Raw genomic sequence first — 18,829 nt, 5'->3', positions numbered from 1 at the left:
GTATCGGTCAGCCGGTGGGCACCAGATTCAGCAGGATCCCGCTGGCCAGCACGCCGTAGGTGGCCAGACTCACCGCGGTGGTGCCCGCGACGGTGGCCAGGCGGGGCTGGCGGACCAACTGGTAGGCGATCAGGCCGGGAATGATGAATCCCAGCGTCTGGTGCACGAACAGCACCGGGTAGTCGTTGTGCACCAGCAGGAACAGCCCGGTGGAGAACAGCACGCTGACCATGATCACGGCGGCGAAAAGGCGCTTGCCGTAGAGGATCACGCCACGTTGCAGCGCCAGCGTCGACAGGAAGGTCAGCACGGTGACCCCGGCGATGACGATGACCTTGCGTGGATCTTCGGTGACGGTCACCGCCAGCCACCCTGGGGTGATCATCCCGCCCGGGGACAGATTGGTGACCAGGTAGCACACGAAGGCGAACATCAGTCCGATCGCCAGTGCGATCGTCGCGGCCTCGGGTCCCAGTGTTCCGTTCAGCATGCGTCCTCCGTGGGTGCTGGGAGCTTGCGGACATGGTCGAGCAGCACTTCGCCCTGACCGTGGATGTTGCCGATGGTCACGACCGAACCCCGGCCGTCATCGGTGACCACCGCGCCCAGCAGCTCGTCGTAGTCGGGGCGGCTGCCGAAATCCTGGATCCGATCCGTCAACTCGGGCGGTACCGCGACCCGTGCCGATCTGGTCGGGTCACCGATCAGGATGATCTTCTCGGGGTCGATGGTGGCCGTCAACGCACCCATCTGACCGTTGCGCTCGACCCGGTCGGGGCGGCAGTTGATGACGATGTTCAGCGGACGGTCGATGAGTCCACGCTCGGTCAGCTGCTCGATGTTCATCATCGTCGATGAGGGGTCGTTGGCAGCGAACAGGTTCGCGAATCGCAGGCGCCGGCCGCCGGTGTCGTATTCGTCGACAGCGACGGTGCCGGGGTCCGGCGCGGATTCGATCATGCCGCGCAGAGCCGATTCACGTTCGACCCCACACATTCCGGCGACGGCGATCGCGATGGCGATGTTCTCCTTGAAGGTGATGAAGGGAAACGCGGCCACCGTCGCATCATCGATATCGTCGGGGTCGACCTCGATGAGCTCGCACCGGCGCCGCCTGGCCTGCTGGCGCAGCACCGCGATCTGCTCCTTCTCGGCCGTGATGCACACCCCGCCCCGCGGCATCGATCGCGACAGGGAGCGGGCGATGTCCGGAAGTGTCGGGCCCATCTCGGCCAGGTGATCTTCGCGCACGTTGCAGATGACACAGATGGTGGAGTGGATCAGCTTGCGCTCGTTGATCTCCTGCAGATCCGGCAGGACGGCCATGCACTCGATGACCAACGCATCGGGCCGGTAGGCGGCAGCACGGCGGACGATCGCGACCTGTTCGATCACGTTGGCGATGCCGAACTTCCGGTAGATGGGCCGATCGACGCCGTCGGGTCCGATGAAACGTGCGGCCGTACCGGTGGTCTTGGCGACCGTGCTGACACCGCCGCCGCGCAGCGCACCGGCGCAGAGCCGGGTTATCGAGCTCTTGCCACGAATACCGTTGATCACCACGCGCTGCGGGATGCTGTGCAGGCTGCGGTGGTGTGCCCGCTGCTCCAGCAGGCCGGCGATCAACATGATCGTGCAACCGGCCAGGTAGACGCTGAACAGAAAGCTCATCGGCGCTCCCCTCGGTTCACACAATGGTCGAGGCCGGCCATCACCGCGCCCACCTCGTCGAGCCGCCGCGGTGGTGGCCCGGCGGGGCGGGCACGGCGGGGGTTGGCGGCGATGTCGGTCAACCAGCGTTCGGTCGACCCGAGCGGCCGGATGATGGCCAGGTAGCTCCAGCACAGCAGTCCGAGCACCAGCAGCGCTGCGGCGCCGACGATCACGGTGACGGCGCGACCGATCGGGTCGACGGTATAGCGGGCAACGGTGACCTCGCGGTGCTGCAGAACCGTCCAGCCCAGTGCGGCGGTCACCTCCGTCTGCCCGAGGCGTTGCGCGGCCACCAGCTGATCGGTGCCCGCGACCGACTGCACGTCGGCCCGGGGCGCCAGACCGGATTCGGCGGCGACACGGCGCAGTGCGGGCTCGTCGAGTTCGCTGAACGAGACATAGCCGTCCGAGCCGAGCACCGTGCGGGCACCGCCGTCGTACACCGCGGTCGGGCTGTCGGCCCGTCGCAGTATGTCGTTGAGGGCTCGCACATCGTATTCGCCCACCACGGTGAACTTTCCGTCCGGGGTACGCTCGGCGGCGGTGACGATCGGCTGCGGTCCGGACGTGTTCAGCTGTGCCAGCGCGGCCGGCGGAATCACCTCTGCCAGCGGTGCCTCACCCGCGGCGGCAACGATTTCGCCGGTGTCGGCCCGAACGTAGACCGACCGGAACACCGGGCGCTGAGCGCGCAAGACCGCCGTTGCGGCCGACCAATCATCGCGTACGTCACCGACTTTCGGTACCGCGGTGGCCTGTACTGCGGCCAAACCGGTAGCCATGGCGTTTTCCAGGCTGTCCGCGGTGTCCTCCACCGTCACCCTGCTGCGCTCGGTGAGGGTGTCGGTGCGGGCGGACTCGTGGACGCCGACTCCGGCGAACGCCACCGTCAGTGCCGTGACGAAGACGGCGCCCGCGGCCAGGATCAGTCCGGTACCGGGCACGGTGATCTTGTGACGATCGCCGAGATGTCCTTCGGCAGTGGGCAATACGCCGATCATCGCACCGGAGATGCGATCGACCTGCCGCAGGCGGGATCGGCGGATGCGACCGGTGGGCATCCGGCCGTCGTCGACGTCGGCGACCGCACCGTCGACATCGGCGCGCAGCCTGCGCACCGGTCGCACCAACAACAGGTACAACAGTGCGGCCGCCGCCAGACCGCCGAGGGCCACCGCAACGGCCGCGGCGCGGCCCGGGTTGACCGTCTCGGCCGAGGTGACCGGCACCTCGCCGCCAACCAGCACGGAGAGGCCGTCGCGGATCGGCGCTGCACCCACGGCAACCACGTGATCCGGAGCATCGGAGCGGTTCGGGATGGCGAGTATCCCCCGGTTGGCGGCCCCGGCCAGACGCGAGTCGTCCACGGCGAAATCGGTTTCGCCTCGGGCGGCCGTCATCGCGACCGATTGTGTGATGGTCGAGGGCACAACCGGGCGGCCGGTCGACTCGGCGAGCACCGCACCGTCGGCACGCGTGATCAGGACTCGCTGTCCGGGTGCGGCCGCGGGCGGTCGCGCCGGCGACGAGCCGACCAGTGTTCGTTGTGGTGACACCGCCACGGCGATGACCAGTTCGTCGTCGACGACCGCGGCGACGGCACCGTCCTGCTCGGAAGGCAGCGCGGGCGGGATCGCGACGGTGTCGCCGCGCTTGGTGAGGACGGCACGTGACGCGGTGTCGATCAACGCCAGCCCGTCGATATCGGGATTGGCACGCGACAGCCGTAACAGCGCACCGCGTCTCTTGGCCGCGATGGCCGCTCGATCGTTCTCGGCGGTCTGCACCAGACGGTCGGTGGTTGCCAGGTATTGCGTGGCCACCCGGTTGGCGGCGCCCTGCAGTTCCCCGGGCACGGTCTCGGCGACATGTGGCGCGACGGGCGCCCGCAACAGCAGCAGCGTCCCGGCAGCCAGCGCGGCGATCAACAGCAAAAAGGCCGGCACTGCGCCGGCCCCGGACAACTTCCGTGTTCTCGGAAATCTATGGACATGTGGCTCCGGTTTCGACGGCGGCACCTGTGTGGGCGCCGGTTGGCCGGTCGAGATCGTCAGGCTCACCTATGCGTACCTGCTTCCACACCGTGGCGGCGTGGTCGCAGTACGCAGAACGGCGTTGTTCGTTGCGTTGCACCTGGTCGAAATGCTGAAAAGTGCACAGTGTTTCACCTCCAGAACGGCGAAATTGGTTGATACGGGCCGAATTCGTTGGTGTTACGCCACGATAAACACACAAACACAACCGTTTTCAAGCACTGTGGGTCACCTCACGTTGTGTAACGCTGAGCGACCTTTTGCGACCCAGTTGAAGGCAAACCCTTTTCGATTACAACAAGATCACCGCCGCCGCCGGTCAACGCGCGGCGGATCGCCGGATAGAAAAGGTGGCTGACCGAAAGACGGTGCAGTTCAGGGCCATTGGCCCCGCAAGAGGGGCGACGCGACGTCCACGTCGGCTTCCCCGGACGCCGACCGTCGTTGGGCAATGTCGGGGCGCATTGCCCCGCAGGCCATGCTCAGTCGGGAAGCCGCAACTCCGGCTTCTCGACCTCTTCGATGTTGACGTCCTTGAAGGTGATCACCCGGACCTGTTTGACAAAGCGGGCGGGTCGGTACATATCCCACACCCACGCATCGGCCAGACGCAGCTCGAAGTAGACCTCACCGTCGGCATTGCGGGGCACCATCTCGACACTGTTGGCCAGATAGAACCGGCGCTCGGTCTCCACGACGTAGCTGAACTGCCCGACGATGTCCTTGTACTCGCGGTACAGCGAGAGCTCCATCTCGGTTTCGTACTTCTCGAGATCCTCGGCACTCATCTGCTCTGCTGTCCTTCGTCTAGGTTGGGTTCCATCATTCCCCACGCCGCCGTCACATCCAACCGCGACACCGCGGCATCCGTACCGGTAACTCTTCGCACGTTCGCAAAGGAATGGCGATGCTCGCTGGACGGACCGTGCCGCTCAAGGGCGGCCATATGGGCGGCGGTGCTGTACCCCTTGTGCTCGGCGAAGCCGTATCCGGGGTGATCGGCGTCCATGGCCACCATCAGCCGGTCCCGGCTGACCTTGGCCAGCACGCTGGCAGCCGCGATACAGGCCGCCGCGGCGTCTCCGCCGATCACCGGCAGTGACGGCATCGGCAGCCCCGGCACCCGGAAGCCGTCGGAGAGCACATAGCCGGGTCGCAGCGGCAGTCCGGCCACCGCGCGGCGCATACCTTCGATATTGGCGTGGTGCACCCCGCGGCGATCCACCTCCACCGACGGAATGAACACCACGTGATAGGCCAGCGCGTACCGCCGGATCAGCGGGAACAGCCGCTCACGCTCGGCCTCGTTGAGTTTCTTCGAATCATCCAGCGCGGCAAGGCTGGTGAGCCGGTTGGGGCCCAGCACGCAAGCCGCCACCACCAGCGGTCCCGCACAGGCGCCGCGACCGACCTCGTCAACCCCGGCCACCGGCCCCAACCCGCTGCGGTACAGCGCCGATTCCAGGGTGCGCAGACCGGACCTGCGGATCACGGTTCTGGGCGGCCAGCTTGCCGGCAAGGCACCGACTCCTAGTCGGCCTGCGGGGCCGTCTGCGGGTTCACGCTGCTCACGCCGCCCCACCTGCCGGGCGGCCACGCGATGAACCGCGCCTTGCCGATGACGTTGTCGACGGGAATGGTTCCCGCCTCCGGGTCACCGGTGCAGATCAGCCCACGTTGGGCGTCCTGCGGCAGATTCGAGCACCGCGACCGCGAATCCGCGGAGTGGGTGCGGTTGTCACCCATCACCCACAGCTTGCCCTCGGGCACCGTCACCGGGCCGAACTCATTGCCCAGGCACGGGTAGATCTCGGTGTCGGCGTTCATGGTGGTGGAATCGAGGTACGGCTCGTTGAGCTTCTTACCGTCGACGGTCAGCCCGGTCGCGGCGCGGCACTGCACCGTCTGACCGCCGACCGCGATGACGCGCTTGACCAGGTCGTTCTCATCCGGCGGGACGAAACCGACGACGGACAGCGCGTTCTGCACCCACCGGATCGCGGTGTTGTCGGAGCGGATCGACTTGTAGCCGATGTTCCAGTTGGGCGGGCCCTTGAAGACGACGACATCGCCGGGCTCGGGCTCGGTGAACCGGTAGGTCAGCTTGTCGACCATGATCCGGTCACCGACGCAGCCCGGGCAGCCGTGCAATGTCGGCTGCATCGACTCCGAAGGAATCAGGTACGGACGCGCGACAAAGGTCAGCATCACGTAATAGAGCACCAGCGCGATGGTGACCAGGATGGCACCCTCGCGGAGGGCGCCGCCCTTTTTCTTCTTCGGCTCCTGCTGCTCGTCACCGTCGGTGTCGGTGCCCTGTTCGGGCGTCGCGGTGTCCTCGGCGTCGTCGGTCACGGCATCAGGGTAGCCAGCGAGGCTGAAGAGAGGCCGAGACCCGGCGCAAGCGTCAGCGCTTTTCCTTGATCTTCGCCTTCTTGCCGCGCAGTTCGCGCAGGTAGTACAGCTTGGCGCGACGAACGTCACCGCGGGTGGCGACATCGATGTGGTCGATGTTGGGCGAGTGCACCGGGAAGGTCCGCTCGACGCCGACGCCGTAGCTCTCCTTGCGCACGGTGAAGGTCTCGCGGACGCCGCCACCCTGGCGACGGATCACGACACCCTTGAAGACCTGGATGCGCTCCTTGGAACCCTCGATGACCTTGACGTGCACGTTGACGGTGTCGCCGGGGCCGAAAGCCGGGATATCGTCGCGCAGCGACGCCTGGTCGACGAAGTCAAGCGTGTTCATCGGTGACTCTTCCTTGCTGTTGGCGGCTCTTCGTGGGCGGCGCAGTGTTCGCGCAGCCGAGCCGACGTATTCGGGCGGATCTGACTGTGTGTGCCAGGCAGCAGGGGGTGACCCTGCGCAGACGACTGCTCAATTGTGCCAGACAAGGGCCAGCAGGCGAAATCGCGTCCCGATCGCTCTGTGAAACGCCCGACTGCCCGTCCGGCAGCCTGCTGCCTCGGTGGTTAGGCTACAGACAACAGGGGTAGAAGTCTTGTCATCGTGGCCGGGACTGCCCGCCCCGCAATCACCTGGAGGAGCCCATGCCACGGCCATCGCATGCACGACTGGTGGCCCTGGTGGCGGCGTGTACCGCGACGTTGGTCGCCGGGTGCGAGGCCAGGAGCTACAGCGCCGCGCCGGCCTCGCCGGCCGCCCCGCAGCTCACCGTCGTCGCGCCACTGGCGACATCGGCACCGCTGCCCGAGGCGCCGCCCGCTCAGCCGGCCGCCACCTTCGACGGCCTGCAGGGCCGGGTCACCGAGGCCAGCGCCGACGCCGCCGCCGCAGGTGCAGACCTCACGGTCGCGGTGCTCGACCGAAAGACCGGTCAACTGGTGACCAACGGCGTCGTCAACACCATCGCGATCGCGTCGGTGGTCAAACTGTTCATCGCCGATGATCTGCTGCTGCAGGAGGCCAACGGCGAGACCGAGCTGAGCCCCGAGGATCGCGTCATGCTCGATGTGATGCTTCGCTCATCTGATGACAGCGCCGCCGAGGTGTTCTGGAATCGCAGCGGTGGCAGCGAGATCGTCGAACGGGTCGCCGGCCGGTACGCGCTGTCCTCGACGACGGCCCCGGGGAACGGCCGCTGGTTCAACACCATCAGCACCGTCACCGATCTGGTCCGCTATTACGACAAGCTGCTCGCCGGTTCCGGTGGGCTCCCGCCGGAACGGGCGGCGATCATCCTGGCCAACCTTGCGCAATCCACCCCGACCGCACCGGACGGCATGGTGCCCGGCGGGGTGTATCCGCAGCGGTTCGGCATCCCCGAGGGAATCCCGGGTGAGCCGGTCGCGGTCAAGCAGGGCTGGATGTGCTGTGTCGGCGCCGACTGGATGCATCTGTCCACCGGCGTCATCGGGCCCGACCGCCGCTACGTGATGGCGATCAGCTCGATGCAGGCCGCCGGGGCGGACGAGGCCCGCCAGACCATCACCGATGCGGTGCACACCATCTTCCCTGGTGGCCACCTGTAGGTCCGGCCGGCTCATGCCACCTACCTGGTGTGAGCCAACTCGGCACCGTCAGCGACTCGGCTGAACTCACGTACCTCAGCGGGACCTACACGCCGTCGACCCGGTCATCCGGCAACAGATCTGGCCGACGTTCCCGGGTGCGCTGCAGCGACTGCTCGCGTCGCCAGGCCACGATCTTGGCGTGGTCCCCGGACAGCAGCACGGGCGGGACCTCCAGCTCGCGCCACACCGGTGGCCGCGTGAAGCTCGGTCCTTCGAGCAGACCGTCGGAATGCGAATCCTCCTGGTGCGACGCCGGATTGCCCAGCACATCGGGGATCAGACGGACGACCGCCTCGATCATCACCAGGGCTGCGGATTCGCCGCCGGCCAGCACGTAATCGCCGATCGAGACCTCTTCGACCCGCATCCGCCGGGTGGCGTCATCGGCGACCCGCTGATCGATGCCCTCGTAACGCCCGCACGCGAACACCAGATGCGACTCGGTGCTCCAGCGCTGCGCGGTGGCCTGGGTGAACGGCCGGCCCGCCGGGGTCGGCACCACCAAAAGAGTTTCGGGTGTGCAGATATCGTCCAGCGCGGCACCCCAGATCGGTGCCTTCATCACCATGCCCGGGCCGCCACCGTACGGCGAGTCGTCCACCGAGCGGTGCACATCGTGGGTCCACTCCCGCAGGTCGTGCACCCCGAGGCCGATGATGCCCGACGCAATTGCCTTGCCCGGCAATGCCTGCTGCAACGCGTCGAGATAGGCGGGGAAGATCGTGATGACGTCGAGCCGCATGGCGCTACACGTCTTCGATGTTGAGCAGACCGTCGGGCGGGTCGATCTCGACGGTGCCGTCGGCCAGCGAGACCGCGGTGACGATCGCGCTGACGAACGGAACCAGGATCTCGGTGCCCTCGGGGGTTTTCACCGACAGCAATTCGCCCGCGGCGGTATGCAGCACCTCACCGACCGTGCCCACCGCGGTGCCGTCGACGGTGCGCACCGCGAGCCCTTCGAGCTGATGGTCGTAGAACTCGTCGGGGTCGTCTATGGCGGGCAGATCCCCAGAATCGACCAGGAACAACGTGCCGCGCATCTCGTCGGCGGCGTTGCGGTCGGCGACGCCGGTCAACCGCACCAGCAGTCGACCGGCGTGCTCACGCACCGTCTCGATCTGATAGGTCCGTTCCGGACCGCCGCGCGGCTTGCGGCCGCGCAGCGACGCACCCGGGGCGAAGCGCTCCGCGGGATCATCGGTACGGACCTCCACGACGATCTCGCCGGTGACACCGTGTGCCTTGGCGACCCGTCCGATGACCAGCTCCATGGCTTACTGGTCGGTGTCCACCACGTCGACGCGGATACCGCGACCGCCGATACCGGCGACCAGCGTGCGCAGCGCGGTGGCGGTCCGACCGCCACGGCCGATGACCTTGCCCAGGTCATCGGGGTGAACGTGCACCTCGACGGTCCGGCCGCGCCGGTTGGTGACCAAGTCGACCCGGACATCGTCGGGGTTGTCGACGATCCCGCGCACCAGGTGCTCTACGGCGTCGACGACGACGGAGCTCATTCGGCGGCGGACTCTTCGGCTGCGGCCGGGGCCTCAGCAGCCGCCGCGCCTTCCTCGGCCTTGGGGGCCTTCTTCTTCTTCTGGGTCACGGCCTGGCCGGACGGGGCGTCATCGGCAGCGGCCAGCGCGGCGTTGAACAGATCCAGCTTGGACGGCTTGGGCTCCTTGACCTTCAGGGTGCCCTCGGCGCCCGGCAGGCCCTTGAACTTCTGCCAGTCACCGGTGATCTTCAGCAGCGCGAGAACGGGCTCGGTGGGCTGGGCGCCGACGCCCAGCCAGTACTGCGCGCGCTCCGAGTCGATCTCGATCAGGCTCGGCTCTTCCTTCGGGTGGTAGCGGCCGATGACCTCGATGGAGCGGCCGTCGCGGCGGTTACGCGCGTCGGCGACGGAGATGCGGTACTGGGGATTGCGGATCTTGCCCAGACGGGTGAGCTTGATTTTGACAGCCATGAATCACTCCTGTGCTTGCCACGCTGCAATTCGGCGATCTCCGGCGGGAGTGCCGGGATCCGGTTTTGCCTTACGTGTGTGACCGCCGCGCGGCGCATCTAACGGGTCGCGAACGGACAGCCGCCCATTGTGCCAGAGCGGGTATGGCCTGCCCAAATCCCGGCTACACCACCCGGTCGAAGCATTTCTGCTCGACACGCTTGGTCATCCGCCACCCCTCGGCGGTGCGGATGAACTCGTCGTCGTACCAGAGGCCGCAGAACAGCACCTGCCCGTCGTCACCGCCCAACACCATCGGGTTGAAGCACAGCGTGCGCGAAGTCGCGGTGTCCCCAGCCGGATCACGCAAGATCCGGACATCGAAGTTGCCCAGCATGTGGGCATACGCCGGGAAGTTCGGCAGCACCTGGGACAGCCAGGCCTTCACCTCCGGGAAATGCCCGTCAACCCCGCCCATGGCGCGGTAGTCGATATAGGCATCCGCGGTGAACACCTGATCGAGGTCGTCGAAGCGGCGGTTGTCGATCGCCGTCGAGTACGCGACGAGCAGCTGCTGGATTTCGAGACGGTCGGAGATCTCTTCGAGGCTCAGCACGTTCTCGATTGAACCACTCAGACGGACGGCCCTACCGGACCCTCCGAAGGCGGCCAGTGATCGCCGGACCACTCCCCCGGCTCGGCGTGCTCGCCGCGCGACAGCGGCACCCACTGCTCGGTCGGTGCGGGCTGTTTGGACGACGGGAAGTCGCGCAACTTGCCGGTCGGCTTGGCATCCCATTTGGCGAAGGTCAGCGGGGTCTGCAACCAGGCAAACAGCAGGTTGTACACACCTTCCAGCGAGTCGATGTGGGTGCGCTCCCAGCCGTGACTGCCGTCCAGACCGAACCCGACGAGCGCGGCACGGGTGTTGGCGCCGGCCTCGATCGCCGCGGCAGCATCCGAGCGGTAGAACCGGAAGATATCGCGCGCGTAGGGAATTCGGCGCTCATCGGCCAGCCGGCACAGCTTGCGGGTCAGGTGATAGTCGAACGGCCCGTGCAGATCGGCCATCGGGATGGTCACGCCGTCCTCGAGGGAGTGCTGCCCCGGCGCGCACACCGCGTTGTCCACCGACACCAGTTCGGCGACGTCGGGGTCCAGGCCATGGCTGGCGCCGTGGCCGACCTCCTCGGTGATGGTCACCATGATGGTGGTCTTGTGCGGCAGCACGATCTTTTCCTCGGCGACGGTCTTGGCCAGCGCCAGCGCGACGGCCACACCGGCCTTGCCGTCGAGGTGTCGCGAGACGATGTAACCGTCGGCGGTCAGTTCCGGCGCGGCGATCAGTGCGACGAAGTCGCCGACGTTGAAGCCGAGCTTCTGCAGATCCGCACGGGTGCCGACCTTGCGGTCGATGCGGACCTCGACGTGCTCCCACTCGGTGGGCTGGGTGTCGATCGCATCGCCGAAGGCATGGCCGGAGGCCTTGAGCGGCATCACGGTTCCGGTGAAGAACTCGTCCGCGTCGTCGGTGAAGATCCGCACCCGCGCACCGGTCGCGAACCGCGCCGAGAAGGTGCCCACCGGGATGAGTTCCAGGCGACCGTTGTCCTTGAGGTCGCGGACCATGCACCCGATGGTGTCGGCGTGCACGACGACCGCACGGTCGGTGGTCTTGGACTCACCGGGCAGCTCGGCGGTCAGCGCGCCGCGGCGGGTCAGGGTGAACGGCAGGCCCAGTTCGTTGAGAGTGTCGCCGATCAGCTGCATGACGGCATCGGTGCGGCCCGACGGGCTCGGGGTCTGCAGCAGTCCCAGCAGCGTGTCGATCATCCACGCCCGGGTGGCCTCCGGCATGACTGCACGTTTGGACAAAACGCCTCCTTCTCAAGCAATGGAACAGCGCGACAGCGACCACGCAGGAACTAGCCCTGATCGACGGGATCGGGCTGCCAGGCCCAGGGCGTCGCCGCGGTACGGGGGAAGAGTAGATCCACGAACGCCTGCGCCGTCGGGCGCGGTTCGTGGTTGGCCAATCCGGGCCGCTCGTTGGCCTCGATGAAGACGTACTCTTCACCGGCGACCGAGGGCACCATCAGGTCGATACCGGTGACCGGGATCCCGATGGCGTCGGCGGCGTCGACGGAGACCTTGGCCAGCACCGGGTTCAGGTCGTCGGTGACGTCCAGGATGGTGCCGCCGGTGTGCAGGTTGGCGGTGTGCCGCACGATCAGCCGTTCGTTGGCCGGCAGCACATCACCGAGGTCCCAACCCGCTTCCCGCACGGTGTCCTCGGTGACCGAGTCCAGCGGGATCTTCGATTCACCGTGGGTGGCGGCCGCACGCCGGCGGCTCTGCGCCTCGATGAGGTCACCGATCGTGTGTTTGCCGGTGCCGACGATCTCCGGTGGGCGCCGCACCGCCGCCGCGATGACCTTGCCGTTGATCACCACGATGCGCAGATCCTCACCGGCGCAACGCTCTTCGATCAACACATCCGGACAGTTCTTGCTGGCCACCTGCAAGGCCCGGTCCAGCTCGTCGTGGCGGGTGACCCCAACGGTGATGCCGTTGCCCTGCTCGCCACGTGCCGGTTTGACCACCACGGAGCCGACCCTTGCCAGGAACCGGTGGTCGTCTTCGCCGAAGGTGGCGTTCACCCCTTGCGGCACAACGATTCCGGCCTCGCCGACGACCTTGCGGGCAATGCGCTTGTCGTCGCAGCGGCTCATCGCCACGGCATTCGTCAACTCCGAGAGCGACTCCCGGGTGACGACGCTGGTGCCACCGTGGGTCATCTTCAGATAGCCGCCCTGCGCATCGAGGACCTGCACGGCGATACCCCGCAGGATCGCCTCGTCGGCGATGATGCGGGCGTACGGATTGAGCTGTGCCAGTTCTTCTTCGGGTTGTGCGGGCGCGAACAACCGTTCGTTGATCGCGTTCTTGCGCTTCACGCCGAGCTCGGGGACACGCTCGAAACCCATCCGTTCGTAGAGCGCGATGGCGCCCTCGTTGTCGTGCAGCACCGACAGGTCCATCTGGGCCCGGCCGCGGCGGATGAACTCCTCGACCAGTGAACGCACCAGCAGTCCGCCGGCACCCGGCCGACACAGGGTGGGGCTGACCGCCAGGCACCACAGGCTGGACCCGTTCTCCGGATCGTCGAACAGTTGGGCGTGGTCGATTCCGGTGACGGTGCCGACCACCGCTCCGGTGTGCTCGTCGACGGCCACCAGGTAGATCATGTGCGGTTCGGCCTGGCTGTTGTGCCACATCAGGTCGACATCGGCGGGCACCATCCGACACTGCAGGTAGATCTCGTTGATCGCGGCGCAGTCGGCCATCGACTGCACCGGGCGCACCGTCACCCCGGGCAGGTCGGCGGGCCGGTAGGCCAGCGGCTGTGTGAGATCCAGGCGGTAGGTGAAGCTCGGGTCGATGAAAAATTCCTGCGGGTTGAGGGCGACGAAGACATGCGGCGCCTCCAGGTACATCCCGATATCGCGGCGGCCACTGGCCTCGGCACGCAGCGCGGTGCCCAGCTCCCCCGGGTCGTCGAAGGTCTGGCCGAACACCAGCCGACCCCAGCCGAGGTCCTGCACGACTTCTTTCTGCAAGGTCGGCTTATGCAGGGTCATGCGTTTCCTACCCCATCCACGTGGTGCGCCAGCCAGAGTTCCAGCAGACCGAGTTGCCACAGCGGGTTACCCCGAAGTGGGGTGTGGTAACCGTTCGGATCGGCGAGCAGGCGGTCGACCTCGGCCGGGTTGAACAGGCCGCGGGCGCGGGCGCCGTCGCTGTGCAGGGCATCGCGCACCAGGTCCAGATACGGCCCGACCAGGTGCTTGAGGGCCGGCACCGGGAAGTACCCCTTGGGGCGATCGATGACCTCGTGCGGGATGACCTTGCGGGCGGCCTCCTTGAGCACACCCTTGCCATCGTATGCGGTCTTGAGGTGCGGTGGGCAGGTCGCGGCCAGCTCGACGAGCTCATGGTCGAGGAAGGGCACCCGGCCCTCCAGTCCCCACGCCATCGTCATGTTGTCGACGCGCTTGACCGGATCGTCGACCAGCATGACGGTGGTGTCCAGCCGCAGTGCCCGGTCGGTGGCGGTCGCCGCCCCCGGATGCGCGAAATGGTCGAGCACGAAATCACCGGCGATATCGGCGTCCAGCCGCCACGACGGCGCCACCAGCGTGTTCAGTGCGGTGTGGTCGCGGTCGAAGAAGGCCTGCCGATAGCTGGCCAGCGCGGCGGCCGGATCCCCGTCGGGCGCGTGGGCCATCGGCGGGTACCAGTGGTAACCGGCGAAGATCTCGTCGGCGCCCTGCCCGGACTGCACCACCTTGACGTGCTTGCTGACCTCCTGGGACAGCAGGTAGAAGGCGACGCAGTCGTGGCTCATCATCGGCTCGCTCATCGCGCCGATCGTCCCGCCGAGCGCGGGCAGCATGCGGGCGGTGTCGATGCGGATCTGATGGTGATCGGTGCCGTAGTGCCGGGCGATGACGTCGGAGTACTTGAACTCGTCACCTTCCTCGCCACCGGCGGCCTCGAAGCCGATGGAGAAGGTGGCCAGGCCGTGCTGACCGGCCTCGGCGAGCAGGCCGACGATCAGGCTGGAGTCCAGACCACCGGAGAGCAGGCAACCGACCGGGACGTCGGCGACCAGGCGGCGCTCCACCGCGGTGCGCAACGACGCGAGGATGGCCTCCTCCCATTCGGTATCCGACCAGTCGGCGCGTTCGGCCGCGCGCTCGAACACCGGCTCCCAGTAGGTGTGCTCGGAACGTTTACCGTCCGGTTCGATGGTCATGACGGTGCCGGGGAGCAGTTTCTTGACCCCGCGCAGAATGGTGTGCGGGGCGGGTACCACCGAGTGGAAGCTCAGATAGTGATGCAGTGCAACCGGGTCGATGTCGGTGTCGACACCGCCTGCGGCCAGGAGCGCGGGTAGCGAGGAGGCGAACCGGAAGGCGTCGGCGGTCTCGGTCCAGTACAGCGGTTTCACGCCGAGCCGGTCGCGCGCCAGCAGCACCCGGCCGCTGTCCACCTCGGTGATCGCGAAGGCGAACATGCCGTAGAGGTGCTCCACGACCCGGTCGCCCCACTCGCGGTAACCCTTGAGGACGACCTCGGTGTCGCTGTGCGAGAAGAACCGGTAGCCCTTGCCGAGCAGTTCCTGGCGCAGTTGCGGGTAGTTGTAGATGCACCCGTTGAAGGCGACGGTGAGCCCGAGTTCGGGATCGTGCATCGGTTGGTGACCGTGACTGGACAGATCGATAATGGCCAGCCGGCGGTGCCCGAAGGCGATGCCGTCCTGGGACCAGACACCCCCGCTGTCGGGGCCTCGCGGCACCATTGTTTGCGCCATCTCGGCGACTGCGCCGAGATCTGCCGACCGTCCGCGAGCAATCTCGCCGGCGATGCCGCACATTGTTTTCGTCCCCCTCGGAGGTTTGTGGCCACTCTGGTTCGCGCTGGTCTTACGTTACCGGTCAGCGACCTCCCCAAACCTCTGGAGTCGAAAGGTCGTTAGGCTCACAACCCATGCGCAGGCTTGTCGCCGGTCTCATTTCGGTGCTCCTTCTCCTCACCGCCGGCATTGGTTCGGCGGCTGCGATCCCGGCGGTGGATCAGCCGCTCGGATCGGTGCCGATACCCGACGGACCTGCGCAGGCGTGGGTGATCGCGGATATGGACTCCGGCGCTCTGCTGGCCTCGCGCGACGCTTACGGCCGCTACGCACCGGCCAGCACCATCAAGGTGCTGCTGGCCATGGTGGTGCTCGACGAACTCCCCCTGGACGCGACGGTGGTGGCCAACGAGGTCGACACCCGGGTGGAGTGCAACTGCGCCGGGGTGGCGCCCGGGCACACCTACTCCGTCCATCAGCTGCTGCAGGGACTGCTGCTGGTGTCCGGAAACGACGCAGCAAACACCTTGGCCACCATGCTGGGCGGCATACCGGCGGCGGTGGGCAAGATGAACGCCAAGGCCGCCCAGTTGGGTGCGCACGCCACGGTGGCGGGCAGCCCGTCGGGTCTGGACGGTCCCGGTATCGACATCTGGTCCTCCCCGCACGATCTCGCGGTGCTGTTCCGGGCGGCGATGGCCAATCCGGCCTTCGCGGCCATCACCGCGCAGCCGACGGCGGTGTTCCCCGGCCGCACCGGCGACCGGGTCCTGGTCAATCAGAACGAGTTGCTGGGCCGCTACCCGGGCATGTTGGGTGGGAAGACCGGGTTCACCGATCTGGCCCGCAAGACATACGTCGGTGCGGCCCAACGCGACGGACGCCGGTTGGTGGTGGTGCTGATGTTCGGTCTGGTGCGCGAGGGCGGGCCGACCTATTGGGATCAGGCGTCGGCGTTGCTGGATTGGGGATTCGCCCAGAATCGGGCCGCCAGTATCGGCGTGCTGTAGTCGAGACCCCACTGTAGTCGAGACCCGACAGAGACCGTCCCGCCGACGTTTCGAGTCCTGCGCTCCCTAGCGTGACGCACGTGCGGCATCTGTTCGCGGCGACCGCGCTCGCCCTCAGCACGGTCATCGCGGCGCCCGCGCACGCGGCGCCCACCGTGGAACCCATTGGCGCGCAGACGTTCATCAACGGCCCGGCCAAGGCGTATCTGTTGGCCGACCTGGACACCGGACGGGTCCTGGCGGCCAACGACCCCTACGGCTCCTACGCCCCGGCCAGCACCATCAAGGTATTGCTGGCGATGACGGTGCTCGACAATCTGCGCCCGGACAACTTCGCCCGCGCCAACCAGTCGCACACCAAGGTCGAATGCTCCTGTGCGGGGCTCAAACCCGGTCAGGCCTACACGGTGACCCAACTGCTCAGCGCGCTGCTGATGGTGTCGGGCAACGATTCGGCGAACATGCTGGCCGATATGCTCGGCGGCCAGCGCGTCGCGGTGGCCGCGATGAACCGCAAGGCCGCCAGTGTCGGCGCCCGCGGCACCCGGGCCTCCTCCCCGTCCGGCCTGGACGGGCCCGGCTGGGAATCGACGACCACCCCGCATGACCTGGCCGTCATCTTCCGCGCCGCGCTGCGCTATCCGCTGATCGCCCAGATCATGCAGTCACCGTCGGCGGCGTTCCCCGGCAAGACCCTGTCCAACCAGAACGAGCTGCTCAGCCGCTATCCCGGCGATCTGGGCGGCAAGACCGGGTTCACCAATCTGGCCCGCAAGACGTATGTGGGAGCGGCGCAGCGCGGGAATCGCAGGCTCGTTGTGGTACAGATGTACGGTTCGGGGGATCTGTACGGCCAGGCCATCAGCTTGTTGGACTGGGGCTTCGGCCAGCCATGAGGGGTAGCTCCCCACCACCGCGACCAACCAAGTAAGGTCACCCTAATTTGAGTGCTTGACACCCGTCCAGCGCGTGACCGAGGGGGCTTTGTGGCCGGCCAATCTGACCTTTCACTCATCGTCGCGTTCGGCACCGATATGGGCAACGCCGAGGACGCCGCGATGACCTTCGCCGAATCGGTCGGCGAGATCGGCATCGAGGTCGAGGCCGTGGAGCTCAATCAGGTCGAACTCAGCCAGCTGCAGGATGCCACGCATTTCATCGTCGTGGTCTCGACCTTCGGTGAGGGCGAGTTCCCCGATTCGGCCACGCTGTTCTGGGAGGCCATCAGCGCCGACACCGAGCAACTCGAACATCTCCACTTCGCAGTGCTCGCGCTCGGTGACAGCTCGTATGAACTGTTCTGCAACGCCGGCAAGCTGCTCGACGAACGCCTTGAGGCGCTCGGCGCGCACCGCATGGTCGACCGGGTCGACGTCGACGGGTTCTACGAGGACCCGGCCAAGGCCTGGACCGCCGATATCGTCAAGCAGCTGACCGCCCAGCAGGGTGGCGCCGGCGAGGCCCCGGCCGCCGGGGCTCCGCCCGTCGAGCGTGCCGAGCCCCGGGACCGCAATGTGCCGGTCACCGCACGCCTCGCGGTCAACCGGTGGCTCAATGCCACCGAATCGGACAAGGAGGTCCGGCATTTCGAGATCGACCTGTCCGGAACCGGGATCAGCTACCACGCAGGCGATTCCATCGCGGTGCACGCCACCAACGATCCGGCGCTGGTGGACTCGCTGCTGGCCGCCTTCGGCGTCGGTGCCGAGCACACCGTCAGCGGGCACGACCAGCCGCTGGGCACCCTGTTGACCGAGCATTTCGAGATCCGTACGCCGTCCAAGGCGCTGCTGAATCTGGCAGCATCGCGCACCACCGACGCCGAGGTGGCGAAGGCGCTGCAGTCCGGTGACACCCACGGTGGCACCGAGAACTCCTGGCTGTACGGCAAGGATGTGCTCGATATCGTCGCGCTCGCCGATCTGAAGGTCGACGAGGTGCTGGATACGTTGCGGCCGTTGCAGTTCCGCGACTACTCGATCGCGTCCAGCCCGCTGGAACATCCGGAATCGGTACACCTGACGGTGGCCAGCGTGCGCTACGACCACGGCGGCCGCGCACATGGCGGCGTGGCCTCGACCTACCTGGCCGACCGCTGTGAGTCCCTGCGGGTGCACCTGCGGCCCAACAACCATTTCCGCCTGCCCGCCGGCGACGTCCCGGTCATCATGATCGGCCCGGGCACCGGCATCGCACCTTTCCGGGCGTTCCTGCAGGAGCGCCGGGCCTCCGGGGCGACGGGGCGGTCCTGGCTGTTCTTCGGCGACCGGCGACGCGGTACCGATTACCTGTACGGCGAGGAACTCGACGGGTTCCTGGAGTCCGGAGTGCTGACCCGCCTGGACCTGGCGTTCTCCCGCGACCAGGACGCGAAAGTCTATGTGCAGCAGCGCATGCAGGAGAATGCAGAGGAGTTCTACCGGTGGCTTAGCGACGGCGCGCATGTGTATGTGTGCGGTGACGCCGACCGGATGGCCAAGGATGTCGACGCCGCACTGCACGATATCGTCGCCCGCTGCGGCGGCTTGGACGCCGCGGCCGCACACGCCTATGTCAATGACCTGATCAAGAGCCACCGGTACGTCCGCGACGTGTACTGAGCCGCACTCCCGTTCCGCCCAATCTCACCTTTGGGCGGCAAAGTGCGAGAAGAATCAGCCGAAACGTC

Annotated in this window: 18 protein-coding genes and 1 pseudogene; 4 read left to right on the top strand and 15 right to left on the bottom strand. The window is 67.1% G+C overall.

The window, feature by feature from the left end; translation table 11 throughout:
* Positions 1-7: 7 nt before the first annotated feature.
* The 7 genes from ACLBYA_RS09125 to rplS form a co-directional block, all read right to left on the bottom strand.
* Positions 8-490 (bottom strand): poly-gamma-glutamate biosynthesis protein PgsC/CapC, encoded by a 483-nt coding sequence (locus tag ACLBYA_RS09125; protein WP_447709046.1) that lies wholly within the window; start codon positions 488-490, stop codon positions 8-10.
* Positions 484-1,671, bottom strand: a complete 1,188-nt coding sequence (pgsB, locus tag ACLBYA_RS09120) for a poly-gamma-glutamate synthase PgsB (RefSeq protein WP_447709045.1) — start codon at positions 1,669-1,671, stop codon at positions 484-486. Before pgsB ends, ACLBYA_RS09125 begins: the two co-directional genes overlap by 7 nt.
* Positions 1,668-3,659 carry a hypothetical protein gene (locus ACLBYA_RS09115; protein ID WP_447709044.1) on the bottom strand — a complete coding sequence of 664 codons (1,992 nt, stop codon included), beginning with the start codon at positions 3,657-3,659 and terminating at the stop codon, positions 1,668-1,670. Before ACLBYA_RS09115 ends, pgsB begins: the two co-directional genes overlap by 4 nt.
* A 569-nt stretch (positions 3,660-4,228) precedes the next feature.
* Positions 4,229-4,534, bottom strand: coding sequence for a DUF2469 domain-containing protein (locus ACLBYA_RS09110; protein WP_019511324.1), 306 nt, complete (start codon positions 4,532-4,534; stop codon positions 4,229-4,231).
* Positions 4,531-5,265, bottom strand: a complete 735-nt coding sequence (locus ACLBYA_RS09105) for a ribonuclease HII (RefSeq protein WP_447709043.1) — start codon at positions 5,263-5,265, stop codon at positions 4,531-4,533. Before ACLBYA_RS09105 ends, ACLBYA_RS09110 begins: the two co-directional genes overlap by 4 nt.
* An 11-nt stretch (positions 5,266-5,276) precedes the next feature.
* Positions 5,277-6,101 carry a signal peptidase I gene (gene lepB / locus ACLBYA_RS09100; protein WP_447709042.1) on the bottom strand — a complete coding sequence of 275 codons (825 nt, stop codon included), beginning with the start codon at positions 6,099-6,101 and terminating at the stop codon, positions 5,277-5,279.
* Positions 6,102-6,153: 52 nt separating this feature from the next.
* A complete protein-coding gene (rplS, locus tag ACLBYA_RS09095) occupies positions 6,154-6,495 on the bottom strand; it encodes a 50S ribosomal protein L19 (protein ID WP_447709041.1) in 342 nt (113 codons plus the stop codon).
* Positions 6,496-6,797: 302 nt separating this feature from the next.
* On the opposite strand from rplS, the gene ACLBYA_RS09090 reads away from it, so the two are divergent.
* Positions 6,798-7,739, top strand: coding sequence for a hypothetical protein (locus tag ACLBYA_RS09090; protein WP_447709040.1), 942 nt, complete (start codon positions 6,798-6,800; stop codon positions 7,737-7,739).
* A gap of 85 nt (positions 7,740-7,824) precedes the next feature.
* Here ACLBYA_RS09090 and trmD read toward each other — a convergent pair whose 3' ends face one another.
* The 8 genes and pseudogenes from trmD to ACLBYA_RS09050 all read right to left on the bottom strand — a co-directional run bounded on the left by trmD (position 7,825) and on the right by ACLBYA_RS09050 (position 15,172).
* Positions 7,825-8,523, bottom strand: a complete 699-nt coding sequence (gene trmD, locus ACLBYA_RS09085) for a tRNA (guanosine(37)-N1)-methyltransferase TrmD (protein WP_447709039.1) — start codon at positions 8,521-8,523, stop codon at positions 7,825-7,827.
* 4 nt (positions 8,524-8,527) lie between these two features.
* The gene (gene rimM, locus ACLBYA_RS09080) at positions 8,528-9,055 is read right to left on the bottom strand and encodes a ribosome maturation factor RimM (protein WP_447709038.1); all 528 of its coding nucleotides are present in this window, start codon (positions 9,053-9,055) and stop codon (positions 8,528-8,530) included.
* Between the two features lie 3 nt (positions 9,056-9,058).
* Complete coding sequence (locus tag ACLBYA_RS09075) at positions 9,059-9,301, bottom strand: RNA-binding protein (protein ID WP_024450383.1); 243 nt, start codon at positions 9,299-9,301, stop codon at positions 9,059-9,061.
* A 7-nt stretch (positions 9,302-9,308) separates the two neighbouring features.
* Positions 9,309-9,753, bottom strand: a pseudogene (gene rpsP, locus ACLBYA_RS09070) (30S ribosomal protein S16); the annotation flags it as partial.
* 163 nt (positions 9,754-9,916) lie between these two features.
* Positions 9,917-10,348 carry a nuclear transport factor 2 family protein gene (locus ACLBYA_RS09065; RefSeq protein WP_447709037.1) on the bottom strand — a complete coding sequence of 144 codons (432 nt, stop codon included), beginning with the start codon at positions 10,346-10,348 and terminating at the stop codon, positions 9,917-9,919.
* A 17-nt stretch (positions 10,349-10,365) separates the two neighbouring features.
* Positions 10,366-11,589 carry an osmoprotectant NAGGN system M42 family peptidase gene (locus ACLBYA_RS09060; protein WP_447709087.1) on the bottom strand — a complete coding sequence of 408 codons (1,224 nt, stop codon included), beginning with the start codon at positions 11,587-11,589 and terminating at the stop codon, positions 10,366-10,368.
* A gap of 68 nt (positions 11,590-11,657) precedes the next feature.
* A complete protein-coding gene (ngg, locus tag ACLBYA_RS09055) occupies positions 11,658-13,373 on the bottom strand; it encodes an N-acetylglutaminylglutamine synthetase (RefSeq protein WP_447709036.1) in 1,716 nt (571 codons plus the stop codon).
* Entirely contained in the window at positions 13,370-15,172 is a 1,803-nt protein-coding gene (locus ACLBYA_RS09050) for an N-acetylglutaminylglutamine amidotransferase (RefSeq protein WP_447709035.1), read from the bottom strand. Before ACLBYA_RS09050 ends, ngg begins: the two co-directional genes overlap by 4 nt.
* 113 nt (positions 15,173-15,285) lie before the next feature.
* Between ACLBYA_RS09050 and ACLBYA_RS09045 the strand changes: the two genes are divergently transcribed.
* The 3 genes from ACLBYA_RS09045 to ACLBYA_RS09035 all read left to right on the top strand — a co-directional run bounded on the left by ACLBYA_RS09045 (position 15,286) and on the right by ACLBYA_RS09035 (position 18,761).
* The gene (locus ACLBYA_RS09045) at positions 15,286-16,161 is read left to right on the top strand and encodes a D-alanyl-D-alanine carboxypeptidase family protein (RefSeq protein WP_447709034.1); all 876 of its coding nucleotides are present in this window, start codon (positions 15,286-15,288) and stop codon (positions 16,159-16,161) included.
* Positions 16,162-16,241: 80 nt separating this feature from the next.
* Positions 16,242-17,057 (top strand): D-alanyl-D-alanine carboxypeptidase family protein, encoded by an 816-nt coding sequence (locus ACLBYA_RS09040; RefSeq protein ID WP_447709033.1) that lies wholly within the window; start codon positions 16,242-16,244, stop codon positions 17,055-17,057.
* A 90-nt stretch (positions 17,058-17,147) separates the two neighbouring features.
* Entirely contained in the window at positions 17,148-18,761 is a 1,614-nt protein-coding gene (locus ACLBYA_RS09035; RefSeq protein ID WP_447709032.1) for a diflavin oxidoreductase, read from the top strand.
* The last annotated feature ends 68 nt before the right edge of the window (positions 18,762-18,829 follow it).

The sequence above is a fragment of the Mycobacterium sp. C31M genome (genome assembly GCF_053345865.1).
Note: the sequence above shows the minus strand (reverse complement) of the source record. Positions and strands in the feature narration are given on the sequence as shown.